The following is a 12,752-nucleotide window of genomic DNA, read 5'->3' as shown; positions in this document are numbered from 1 at the left end:
CCAAGGCATCACTACGGTGTATACACAAGTCCGAAATAGCTGATTAACCAGCGTTTTAACCAATGAGCAAGGCTGGGCAAAAGCTAAGTGTAGGAAATAGTTTGATTAATTTTATTCCAAACTTTTTTGATAAATCGATTGCTTCTAGCCGCTATACTAGGTGGCTTTAATCGCTTCGGTTTTTGCTCTGGTTGCTTCAGAAAGCGATAGTGTAAAAATTCATTTTTGTAACAAATATTAACATCCTCACCTTTACACAAGCGGGCAAATTCAATAGCACCATAGCCCATATAGTGAAGACGATGAATTGGTTTTAATCCCTGTTGGTTGTAAAGAACATTATCAATGTTCACAAATAGATTTACACTAGCACAGTTGCCAGTTCTATCTTCGCCATTAGGACTGAGTGTAAAGTTAAATAGCGACCGAGCAATTCTGAAAGTCATGTAACTAAATAAATCTGCGTCACACCACCAAGCAAGTTCATTAATCCATTCGACTTCTTTATCTTCTATCAATCGCTTTTTGAGTATTTTTAACTCTTCAGTGCCTAAAATACCCCTTTTTGAACCAAAAAAACTAGAACAGTGTATTTTTCGTCTGATTTCAGATTCAGACAAAGACATTTTTTGTTCTAACTTCGGCAAGTCGAAAGCTGCAACTGAAGTTTGTTTTGTGTGTTCCCAGTCATCAAACACAAAGTCGTATTGGTCTAGTTTTTCTAAAACCTTGTCCAGCTTATTCATTGCCAAACTATCAGCATCATAAAACACAAATTTTTCAAACTCACCATCAAAAGCACACATTTTTCTGATTAAATTATTTTTTTTGTTCCATTCCATAGAAGGCTTATTTTTCCGGCTATTTATTGGATAAGCATTCCAAACTTGAACGGCAAAATCATCCCATTTTTGAATCGAGCTTTTATCGTCAAATAGGGTAACATTAGATCGAGAATGTATCTCCTGCTTAACTCGCTCTAAGCGGTCATCATAGGGAATGATACAAATAGGAATATCTGCACTAACATTCACCTCAATACTATTTAGCAAGGCTACTAGTTGGTCAAATACCACGTCATTAGCAAGTGTGTAAATCCCAAAATTATCCATTGTAATTAAATTATTTTTATCTTTGATTTACTGAGTAATACCAATTCTCTGTGAAGCTGCACATTATTTTGAACCTTCCCAACTCCCGCGAACTTGCGGGGAAGTGCCGCAGGCAGTGAGGTTCTTTCTACGCATCTTTATACAGAAATGGTCTAACGCGAATAATGCGATCGCTATTTTTTGACCGATTATTCTCAAATAATAATATACACATTTTCAACCTTCTGCTGAAGTAAAGGAACAAGCTATTTTGGTTAGTTTTGATGATACTAAACATTACCCACTTACTTAGAAGTGCCTAAAACTCTAGCTGTTAAACAATTGCCTCCTAGAGAATAATCTCAGCAACCCGGCGGTTCCCACGCCCCAAGCACCGTTAACCAATAAACCTGTCACTATTCCCACAAGTTTCCAGCCGCCAGCGATGGGTTGACCCTTGAGTGGTGCAACCACAAACCAAGCCACTAGCGTCGGAGCAATTGCACCAAAGACTAAAGCTCCTAACCAATAGTTTTTATCATGTCGAAAACGAGGTGCAATTACTACCAAAATCAGTCCCCAAATTCCTCCCCAGAAAGCATTTGACCAAATTTGCGGGATTTCTAATGGTTGTGTTGGTGCAGTTGAATAAGGAGCGCGAGGTGTAAAATTTACTGCATGTAGCAGCGCCAACACACCTTGATGAAATAGCAAAACAGACACAAAGCCTGCAATAAATCCTAAAGCAAATTGAGATAAGGCAGCTTTTTGAGTCATTGCTTATACAAAAACGTACTTATTTGCAGTTGCACATGTGACTTTAATAATTGACATTTCCCATTCCCTATTCTCCATTTTCTTTAGAGCTTGCTTCTGAGAGTTGTCTATGATAGTTTGCTAACTAGTCTCAATTACAGTAACTCCATCAAATTACCGTACTTTGTTGAATACTATTGTTGATATAGCCGAAGGAGTGCAAAGTTAAGAGTACTTAAGTACTCTACCAAATATATGACAAGTGGAAAAGCCGCCTTGCCGATGGAGAACTAGATACCTGACATAAACCGGAATTTTTCAATTCATCCAGAGCATTTCTCAAGGAAGTGCTTGCTGCGATCGCTACGCCCGCCGCAGGCATCGCATTCAACAAAATCGCCAATGTTAGGGAATTTAGTTTCCTTAACTTAGTAGCGAGAATAGCATCCTACAATGAATATACGTATGCAAACTATTCACAACCGTAAAGTCAAAGGTGGAGGCTAAACGTTGGCACAATTCCAAGCAGAACCTCTGGCTTTATCAGGCTCTCAAAAAAATTGGGTCTTACTCGGTGTCGGACTTGGGGTATTCATGTCTACCCTGGATGTGGGCATCATTAATGTTGCTTTGCCCACATTAGTACAAGCCTTTGGCACTAATTTCCCTACGACTCAATGGGCTGTATTGAGTTACCAGTTGGTCAGTTCCGGTTTAGTTTTGGGAGCAACCCGCTTAGGAGATATGTGGGGTAAGAAGTCCTTATACCAGGGGGGACTTGTTCTATTCACTTTCAGTTCGCTATTGTGTGGTTTTGCACCTAGTATCGAGTGGTTGATCGCCTTTCGGGCACTTCAAGGATTAGGCGCTGTGTTCATTTCTGGACTGGGTTTAGCAATCATCGCAGAAGTTTTTCCCTCTTCCGAACGAGGTCGGGCTGTTGGCGTCATCGGTAGTGTAGTGTCACTGGGAATTGCTTTTGGCCCCTCTGCTGGCGGATTGCTTTTAAGCTGGTCAGGCTGGCATAGTATATTCTTCATCAATGTACCCTTGGGGATTATCGCTAGTTTCTTAATAGCTCGTGTGGTACCACCTTCTGCACGCATTGAAGGTAAACAGAAATTTGACTTTTTGGGAGCCATATTGGCTTTATTGACTCTAGGTAGTTTTGGTTTAGGTATGACGCTAGGGCAAAGCCAGGGCTTTGGCAGTACCAATGCATTAGTATTATTAGCGATCGCCACTGTAAGTTTCACGACTTTTTTGGTAGTTGAAGCGATTCTAAAGCAGCCACTATTAGAGCTAAAGCTGTTTCGCAATCTTCAGTTGAGTATGGGTTTGCTAAGTGGCTGGCTAGCATTCATTGTTATTGGCGGTTCGCTACTCATCGTCCCTTTCTTTCTAGAGAGGGTCAAGCAATATCCGACGGTAAAAGTAGGGCTATTACTAGCCGTGTCACCTGTACTTAGTGGGTTAATTGCCCCACTAGCTGGAATACTTTCAGACCGTTTTGGCGCTCGACTAATCAGTTCAATTGGGTTGGGGTTGATGATTGGCGGCTGTCTGGGGATTAGCACCTTTGACGCTCAAATTACTGAGTTAGGTTATGTATCGCGCTATTTTATTTACGGCATTGGTCTGGGTTTATTCCAATCGCCCAATAACAGCACTGTTATGGGATCAGTACCGAGGGAACGGCTAGGGATTGCTTCTGGGCTGCTGTCTTTATCACGTACATCAGGTAACACCGTAGGAGTTTCTGTAATCGGGGCAGTATTTGGAGCCTTAATCGCAAGCATGTCTGCGGGTGCAGATGTCTCTGTCGCCCCTCCTGATGCGATCGTTGCAGGGTTCCAAGGAACTTTTCGCTTCGCAGCCCTAATACTGTGTGGGGCAGCTGTTGCGTCTGTTTTAAGGATCGGTAGAGGGGGGGCAGGGGAGCAGGGGAGGACAAGGGGACAAGGAGATAAACAAAACTCCTAACTCCTAACTCAGCACTCCTAATGCCCAATTATCAATTACTAAGGAGTTAGGTAAATGACAGGAAAATTAGAGGGAAAAGTAGCAATTATCACTGGTGCTTCAGCGGGAATTGGAGAAGCAACTGCGATCGCCTTGGCAACTGAAGGAGCAATAGTAGTGCTTGCTGCTAGGCGTGGCGATCGCATTCAGGCGTTAGCAGAACGCATTGAAGCTAATGGTGGCAAGGCATTGCCTATTGTCACCGATATGACTGATGAAACTCAGGTAAATAACTTGGTGGCAAAGGCAAATGCAGAATTGGGAAGGGTCGATATCCTTGTAAATAATGCAGGGATTGCCTTACTGGGCACTATTGAAGCTGGAAATAGCTCAGACTGGCGGCGATCGTTTGACCTCAACGTATTAGGACTGCTATATGCTACTCATGCCGTTTTGCCTCTGTTGAAGGCGCAAAAATCGGGGCATATAGTCAATATCTCCTCTGTGGCTGGCCGGACAGCACGGGCGGGCGTTGGTGTTTACAATGCTACCAAATGGGGTGTTAATGCTCTGTCTGAAGCATTGCGTCAAGAAGTCCATAAAGACAACATCCGCGTCACGATAATCGAACCTGGTTTGGTGGATACGGAAATTGACAGCCAAATTACCGATCCCGTTGCCAAACAACGGATTGAAGAACGACGCAAGGCAATTACACCTCTGCAAAGCGAAGACGTTGCTGCTGCGATCGTTTATGCCGTTACCCAACCGCCACGCGTTAATGTCAACGAAATCCTCATCCGACCAACGGGACAAGAACATTAAAGCTAACTTAGGGATCTGCGGGTTAATAGTGTCCCAGCCAGGAGGGTTTCGACACTTCGACTGCGCTCAGTGCATCGCTGCGCTCAACTCTCGACATCTGAGGGTTGAGCGCAGTCGAAACTCGATTTATTGGTACTTTATTTTCACTCAAGTCCCTTACTAAACTCTAGAAAGAATGGCTTGGGCAGCGGCTTCATCGGTAATCAGCCCTGTAATTAACTTGCCATGTAGAGCAGCCAAAATCGCCTCCGCCTTTTTCGCACTGCCTGCCACACCAATAATTAGTCGATGAGCCGGTTGTTCGAGGGCTACACTAGCAACTCGACTGTTTGTCCCTTCTTGCAGTAATACTCCGCGATCGCTGTAAGCCCAACCTGCAATTTCTCCGACTGCTCCCAGTTCAATCAATTCAGCCACCTCATCGTCATTGATGAAGCCGTCTTGATGTAATGGGGCATTCCAGGCAATGTGACTAATTCCGACAAAGGTTACTTTGGCTTGCTCGGCAAGAGTTTTGACGGTGATAAACGATCGCTGAGTCTGCAAAAGTTCTCGTTCTTCAATGCTAGTCGCAACAACTGGAGTCGGCACTGGGTAAGCTTGGGAACCGACGCGATCAGATAAATGCATGACCACTTCGTGGCGACCTGCACGCCCAGAGTGGGACATGTTCCCAATAATTGACACAATCTTATGCTGGGGTTGGTTCATTGAGGGAATCTGCTCCACCATTGCTCGCAATGTCCGACCTGATGACAACGCTAGTATCGTTGGGGTTTTAGCCATCAGATAAGCCTCTAAGTGGGTGGCAGCACATATACCAATTCCGTATAATGTATCACCACTGCCTGCATCAGTTGGTACTACTTCACAAAGCGACAGAGCAAAGCGATCGCGTAATGACTCAGCCAAAGCAATACATTCACTCAAAGGATGATCGAGTCGAAATTTAATCAATTTTTCACTGACTGCCAGTGCCACTAGGCGTTGTGCAGCTTGCCGGGACACATTGAGCTTTGCGGCAATTTCTTCTTGGGTATTGCTAGCGATGTAATAGAGCCAAGCAGCATGAGCAGCCAAGTCTAATTTGCGAGCACGATGGGGCGCATCGCGCCGCTCCAAAAAAGGTTCTCCCATATACCACCTGCAAAAGCTATGTATCTATCAAAGGTATGTTTGAATTTTTTAGATTATATGCCCAAAGATAGAATATTTGCTCAAATATATTTAAAATTCTATTCTCCCCCAGTAACCTCCAAGTTAAACCCAGTAATGTAGCTTGCCTCTTGGCTCATCAGAAACGCTACCCCACTCGCCACCTCCTCCAAGCTTCCTAGACGCCGCATTGGGACTGAATTGATCATCTGTTGCTCAACCACTTTGGGATCGGCGTCAAAGTACTGGGAACCTACTGCTGCTTGTAATTCTGTTTGCCGCGTCCACATAAAACCAGGGCCGATGAGCGCAGGTGAGAGTGCATTCACCCGAATGCCGTAAGGAGCCAAATCTTTCGCTGCTGTCTGAGTCATTCCAATCACCGCAAACTTGGAAGCACCATAAGCTAGCATATTTGGCGGCCCGACTACGCCTGCATAACTCGCCATATTGACGATCGCACCTCCACCCGCATCACGTAGTTGCTGGGCAGCCGTCTTGAGAATGTGGAAAACGCCGATAACATTGATGTCAATCACCTTTTGAAAGTCGTCTTCAGGATATTCGTCGGTTTTGGCAAACACTCCTTGATAACCTGCGTTGTTAAATACATAATCAATCCGCCCAAGCTGCTCTACAGCACCAGTAAAAGCTTTGGCAACATCATCAGCAGATGTAACATCACAGCGAAATGTGCCAACTGGAACGTTGTAGTTTTTTAGTTCCTGAGCCACATCTGCCATCTTCGGTTCATTCAAATCTAGGAGCGCTACACCTGCACCATTGGCGGCAAAACGCTGTGCAGTTGCCTTGCCAATATCTCCCGCACCGCCCGTAATTAGGATGGTCTTACCCGCAAAGTGATAGGTTGCTTTCGCTGTCATAGTTTAAACCTCTTATTGAAGAATTGTTGCAAATCGTCGTCATTCAAATGAGATTGGTATGATTTCTATTATTGAGCTTTTGCCCAAAAATAGAGCATAAAATCAAAAATTTATTTCGTTCGGTTTCTTTACTTTAAAGGAGTCATGCGATGCGTATCCCCCGCTTCGCTAAAGTGCTGGTTGCATTTCTCGCTGGAGTGATGCTGGTGCAACTTCTACACGCTTGTTCACCACGTTCGCAAGCCGCAGAGAAAACTAGACTGACGATCGCCACAGTTAATAATGGCGACATGGTGGTGATGCAAGGGCTTTCTCGCAAATTTGAGTCAGCTAATCCTGATATTCAACTCAGGTGGGTTGTGCTGGAAGAAAATGTGTTGCGTCAACGCACAACTACAGATGTTGCAAGCCAAGGTGGGCAGTTTGATGTGATGACCATTGGTTCCTATGAAACACCAATCTGGGCTAGGCGGGATTGGTTAAGACCCTTGGATCTAGGCGCAAACTATGACGTAAATGACCTGCTCAAACCTATACGCGAAGGACTTTCCAACGATGGCAAACTCTATGCCGTGCCATTTTATGGGGAAAGTTCCATGCTGTACTACCGAAAAGATTTGTTTGAGAAAGCCGGGATTACGGTTCCTCAACAGCCAACTTATCCCCAGATGAGAGAATGGGCAAGCAAAATCCATAATCCAGCAAATGGGGTTTATGGAGTTTGCCTGCGCGGAAAACCCGGTTGGGGTGAAAACATGGCATTTGTTTCCACATTGGTTAATACCTATGGTGGACGGTGGTTTGACATGAAGTGGCAACCGACAATTAATACTCCACCTTGGAAAGAGGCGATCGCCTTTTATGTTGATTTGCTTAATAAATATGGGCCGCCGGGAGCCAGTTCCAATGGATTTAACGAGAATCTGGCGTTATTCTCGACAGGCAAATGCGGGATATGGGTAGATGCAATCGTCACCACCNNNCTCNNNATGAATCCAATGAACAGCAATATCATCAGCACAGGATCAGCAATCAAACTGAATGAAGCATCTCTGTTTAATTTAGGAAATAACGTTCGCGTACCCAATTACGATCGCCATCAAATCACTAATGGTATTGTCCATATTGGTGTGGGTGGGTTCCATCGGGCACATCAGGCGTTATACCTGGATAATTACTTTCATCAAAATCTCGGTAATGAATGGGGAATCTGCGGAGTTGGGCTACTAGAATTCGACAAACGGATGCGGGATGCACTGGAATCACAAGATTGTTTATATACCTTGGTTGAAAAGTCACCAGAAGGCGATCGCGCTCGTGTGATTGGGGCAATTACAAAATATCTGTTTGCCCCAGATAACCGCCAAGCTGTGATTGACACCTTAGCAGATCCCAAATGCCGCATCGTCACCCTCACCATTACCGAAGGAGGCTACTACTATATTGAAGGTAGCGGTGAATTCGATGCCAATCACCCGACAATTCAATACGATTTGCAGCATCCTGATGAACCAATTGGAGTATATGGCTTTTTGACAGCAGCCCTCGATCGCCGCCGTCAACAGGGAATAGCACCATTTACCGTATTGTCCTGCGACAACTTGCAAGGTAACGGCAACATTGCCCGCAAAATGTTAACCGCATTTGCCCAAATGCAGAACCCAGAATTGGGGCATTGGGTTGCCGAAAATGTAGCGTTTCCCAACTGTATGGTCGATCGCATTACCCCTGCCACCACCCCAGCAGATATCAAAATGGTGGCGGAACAATTCAACATCGATGATGCCTTTCCAGTTGTTGCCGAACCGTTTCTTCAGTGGGTAGTCGAAGACAATTTCAGCGCAGGTAGACCCGATTGGGAATCAGTTGGTGTGCAGATGACTAAGGATGTTCATCCTTATGAAATGATGAAAATCCGGCTGCTCAACGCCAGTCACTTGTTGATTGGCTATCTCGGCTCCTTGGCAGGCTACACTTACGTTCATGAAGTCATGGCAGATCCATTGATTCGCCAAGCCGTTGATAATTTGATGGCAGAAGTTACGCCCACACTCCAACCTGTACCGGGGATTGATTTAGATAATTACAAAAAAACCTTAATTGAACGCTTTGCCAATCCTAAGATTCGAGATCAACTCCCGCGTCTTTGCTTGAATAGCTCCGCCAAAATGCCAAAATTTGTTTTAGGCTCAGTTCGTGATGCGCTGCACCAAGCAAGGGCGATTGATTACATGAGCCTCACCGTTGCAGCTTGGTTCCGTTATCTCAATGGGCTGGATGACCAAGGTAACGCCATTGCCATCGATGATCCAATAGGAGGTACTCTGACTCAACTAGCTCATTCAAGTGGTGGCGATGCCAAACCATTGCTTAACCTAACTGAGATTTTTGGCGATCTATCGCAGTCCCCGCTTTTTGTTGATGCAGTTACGAACTATTTACGCAGGTTGTATGAGTTTGGAGCAAAAGAAACACTAGCCAGATTCTGAGAGAAAACTTAAAGAAAGATAAAAGCCTTTAATCCTTTGCCCAAAATTTAAAATGTTTTGGGCTATTTTATTTGTTTTTTTTGGCGTTGCATAATTGTGAACAAAGGGTGCTGAAACATGACTTGTCCTTAATGCGGCTCGAATCATATCCGTAAAAATTTCTAATTACGTAGCTTGTACACCCAATAGCGGTATTATAAATTACGAATTATGTAACTTGCTTCTTGCATGATTGCACTCGCAAGGAATGTTTACTAAAAAATGAAAGTTCAAAAATCTGACTTAACGCAGATTATTGCTCAAGCTAGCTGTTTATCTGAACGCCTGGGCAAAAAGTTACAAGTTACTGATAGCGAAGAACAGCTAACATCACGTCTTCAGCGATGGTGTAAGGTAAGCGCTCATGGAAACTGGGAAAAATTCCAGAAGCGGCTACTTTGGGACGGCTTAGATGTTGAGCAAGTACAGCAGGCTTTGCGATCGCTCCCTGTAGTGGATAGTCAAATTTTACCAGTTTGGTCAGAGACTTTAAGGGCGATGATTGAAACTGCTTCTAATTTTCATCCCCCATCATTGACTCCGATTAATCCCCAAACCTTAGCATTTCAAGAACTATTGCTACCGACAATCTCTGTGGCGCGACAGCAGTTATTAATTCGTTTGGGTACTAATTCCCTATCTGATGAACATCTACCTTTAAAAATACTCTCTGAGTCCTCTTACCTCACTTTTGAGTGTAGCTTGTTGGAAAAACTACTCAATCTCAGTGCCAAAACTTTCACAGCAGAATATTCCCGTTTTGTTGCCTTGGAGCAGAAATTTCCTCATCGGACGGGAATACAATCACAAAATCAGACTAATCCTCAAGATAAATACAATACTTTTGTGGAGAAACTCTTAGGGGATGGAATGTTAGGGTTTTTCCAGCAATATCCTGTTTTAGGACGCTTAATGGCAACTGCTGTTGATTTTTGGGTGGAAGCAATCGCAGATTTCCTGCAACGTCTGCAAGCAGATATTCCAGCAATTCAACAAATATTCTCATCATCCCAGCCTCATCTGGGAAAAGTCATTGACATTCAGCCTTCCCTTTCCGATCCCCATCATCAAGGAAGAACGGTAATTGCCCTTACCTTTGAATCGGGACTAAAACTAGTATATAAACCTAAAGGCTTAGGGGCAGAAGTAGCTTTTACTCAGTTCTTAGATTGGTGCAATCAGCAGGATATTTCCTTACCTTTCAAAGTTCTAAAAATATGCGATCGCGTTGATTATGGTTGGGTAGAATATGTTGAGCATCTACCCTGTGCAGACAAAGCAGCAGCACAACGATTTTACCAGCGATCGGGAATGCTATTGTGTTTACTGCATATCTTAAGAGTAACTGACTGTCACCATCAGAATTTAGTCGCCAATGGGGAACATTTTGTCCTGGTGGATATGGAAACCCTCATGCAACCAGAGGCGAAACTGATGGCAGACTTTCCCCAAGAAACGGAAGTTGAGAAAATACTCGGTAAACAGTTCTGCGATTCTGTAGTCCGTACCGGGCTTCTCCCTCGTTGGGGTTTTCTAGAAAATGGCTGCATTGCCTATCAAAATAATGCCCTCAGCAGATGTCAGAATCATCCCTCTCCTGCACTAACGAACGTACCCATGTTAAATGGTATTCCTCTTGAAGGTGGGGACTATCTTGATGAAATTGTGTGGGGATTTGAACAGATGTATCGTCTGTTAATTTCTCGTAAGCATATTTTACTAGCTGAGGATAGTCCTTTGGCGGCATTGAAAAATGTGCAAGTGCGATTTATGTTTAGGATGAGTCAGGTTTATGCAAAAATTTTAGAACACATTCAATCCCCAAAATGGCTGCGTAATGGAATTGATAGAAGTATAGAAATTGATCACCTAAGTCGAGCATTTCTGGTTGTTGACGAAAAACCCCATTATTGGGGGATTTTATCAAAGGAACTCCAGGCAATGGAGCAGTTAGATATTCCCTATTTTAGTGCTTGTTCTGGCAGCGATGAACTAGTGTTAGAGCCGGGAAAATCTATTGCAGAGTATTTCCAGGAGCCAAGTTACAAAACTGTGCAGACTCAGCTAGAAAACTTGAGTGAAGCAGATTTGGCGCGACAAGTAGAAATTATTAAAGGTTGTTTTTATGCCGAAGGAAAGGCAGTAAATTTACAGACAGCTTCATTCCCTCCAGAACCCGTGAAAAGTCAGAGCCATAGCTTAATTTCTTTGACAAAACAACAGTTACTTCAAGAAGCAACGCGGCTGGCAGAGGAAATTCAAGCACGGGCAATTTGGGGAAATGATGGTAGTGTGAAGTGGATTGGTTTTAACTACTTTTCCAATGCTAAGTGTTTTCAGTTTGAACCTCTAGGTGATAATCTCTACAATGGTAATAGCGGTATTGCTCTATTTTTGGCAGCTTTGGATTATGTGAGGGGAACAAACCAGTTCCGAGAATTGGTGATGGGAGCGTTGTTTTCTACCCGCAAGTTTTTACAAACATTTGATTTTGAGTCTCATCGCAGATTTGTCAGACAAGGAATTGGGGGTGGTATGGGTTTAGGTTCCCTTATCTACGGTTTGGTGACAACTAGCCAATTTCTTAAGGAACCTGCACTTATGGAAGATGCAGAGGGGATTGCCAATTTCATTACCCCCAAATTGATTGCATCTGACCAGCAATTTAATATTATTTATGGGGCATCAGGGGCTATTTTGGGGTTATTGTCTCTTTATCACCACACTCAAGAGACAAAGGTTTTAGAACGGGCTATTAACTGCGGTCAGCATTTATTAAACCATCAAGTGAAGGTGGCAGGAATACCCCAGGCGTGGAATATTTTACAGCAAGGGCAACATCCGGGTTTCTTTCATGGTGCAGGGGGAATTGCTTATGCTCTATTTAGGCTCTATACTGTCACCGCAGATTCCGCCTATTTAGCAGCAGCAAAGGCAGCAATTACTTATGAGCGGAGTGTATTTCTACAAAAATCAGAAGAAAATATTCAATCCAGCAGGTTTGATATTGCAGGGGAAATTATTTTAGCGCGTTTAGCTAGTTTGTCTATTTTAAAGACAGATGATGTTTATCAAGAATTAGAAATAGTTGTAAGAACTACAAACACAAATAATTTGATTGATGTAGATTCTATTGAGTGCGGTAATTTTGGCAAGATAGAGATGCTATTACTAGCTGCACAAAAACTTAACCGACCAGAGTTACGAGAAGAGGTACTTATCAGAGCTTCTTCGATAGTAAATCGTGGTCAACTTGCTAGAGGTTATCAATTTTTGAAATTGCCAAATTCCGTGTTTAATCCTGGTTTATTTCAGGGGACTGCGGGGATAGGTTATGAGTTATTGCGGCTGGTTGAAGATTCGCTTCCCTCAGTATTATCGTTATAGTACCTTGTGCGACTTTTTTAAAACTTCTTCTTTTTTAACCCACCTTCCGCACCCCCAACTGTCACAAAAGCAAACCGACCAGTATGACCATGACAAAGATATTATTAGACCTCTCCAAAATGAGATATTAACCCTGACTGCACAAGGCTTTTATATTCTTTTTC

Annotated in this window: 9 protein-coding genes; 4 read left to right on the top strand and 5 right to left on the bottom strand. The window is 43.5% G+C overall.

The window, feature by feature from the left end; translation table 11 throughout:
- Window positions 1-83 precede the first annotated feature (83 nt).
- The 3 genes from QUD05_RS19565 to QUD05_RS19555 form a co-directional block, all read right to left on the bottom strand.
- On the bottom strand, window positions 84-1,112 hold the full coding sequence (locus QUD05_RS19565; RefSeq protein ID WP_289797523.1) for an Npun_R2821/Npun_R2822 family protein: 1,029 nt from the start codon (window positions 1,110-1,112) through the stop codon (window positions 84-86).
- 306 nt (window positions 1,113-1,418) lie between these two features.
- Window positions 1,419-1,868: a hypothetical protein gene (locus QUD05_RS19560; RefSeq protein WP_289797522.1), complete on the bottom strand. Its 450-nt coding sequence runs from the start codon at window positions 1,866-1,868 to the stop codon at window positions 1,419-1,421.
- Window positions 1,869-2,091: 223 nt separating this feature from the next.
- Window positions 2,092-2,250, bottom strand: a complete 159-nt coding sequence (locus QUD05_RS19555) for a hypothetical protein (protein WP_289797521.1) — start codon at window positions 2,248-2,250, stop codon at window positions 2,092-2,094.
- Window positions 2,251-2,357: 107 nt separating this feature from the next.
- On the opposite strand from QUD05_RS19555, the gene QUD05_RS19550 reads away from it, so the two are divergent.
- Entirely contained in the window at window positions 2,358-3,830 is a 1,473-nt protein-coding gene (locus QUD05_RS19550; RefSeq protein WP_289797520.1) for an MFS transporter, read from the top strand.
- Between the two features lie 54 nt (window positions 3,831-3,884).
- Window positions 3,885-4,634 carry an SDR family NAD(P)-dependent oxidoreductase gene (locus QUD05_RS19545; RefSeq protein WP_289797519.1) on the top strand — a complete coding sequence of 250 codons (750 nt, stop codon included), beginning with the start codon at window positions 3,885-3,887 and terminating at the stop codon, window positions 4,632-4,634.
- A 159-nt stretch (window positions 4,635-4,793) separates the two neighbouring features.
- Here the strand turns inward: QUD05_RS19545 and QUD05_RS19540 are convergent, their stop codons facing one another.
- Together QUD05_RS19540 and QUD05_RS19535 are read right to left on the bottom strand one after the other, a co-directional pair.
- Entirely contained in the window at window positions 4,794-5,771 is a 978-nt protein-coding gene (locus QUD05_RS19540; RefSeq protein ID WP_289797518.1) for a sugar-binding transcriptional regulator, read from the bottom strand.
- A gap of 98 nt (window positions 5,772-5,869) precedes the next feature.
- Window positions 5,870-6,673 carry an SDR family NAD(P)-dependent oxidoreductase gene (locus QUD05_RS19535; RefSeq protein ID WP_289797517.1) on the bottom strand — a complete coding sequence of 268 codons (804 nt, stop codon included), beginning with the start codon at window positions 6,671-6,673 and terminating at the stop codon, window positions 5,870-5,872.
- Window positions 6,674-6,822: 149 nt separating this feature from the next.
- Between QUD05_RS19535 and QUD05_RS19530 the strand changes: the two genes are divergently transcribed.
- Window positions 6,823-9,162, top strand: coding sequence for an extracellular solute-binding protein (locus tag QUD05_RS19530; protein WP_289797516.1), 2,340 nt, complete (start codon window positions 6,823-6,825; stop codon window positions 9,160-9,162).
- A 261-nt stretch (window positions 9,163-9,423) separates the two neighbouring features.
- Window positions 9,424-12,588, top strand: a complete 3,165-nt coding sequence (locus QUD05_RS19525; RefSeq protein ID WP_289797515.1) for a type 2 lanthipeptide synthetase LanM family protein — start codon at window positions 9,424-9,426, stop codon at window positions 12,586-12,588.
- Window positions 12,589-12,752 lie beyond the last annotated feature (164 nt).

This window comes from Nostoc sp. GT001, assembly GCF_030382115.1.
Classification (GTDB): Bacteria; Cyanobacteriota; Cyanobacteriia; order Cyanobacteriales; family Nostocaceae; genus Nostoc.
Note: the sequence above shows the minus strand (reverse complement) of the source record. Positions and strands in the feature narration are given on the sequence as shown.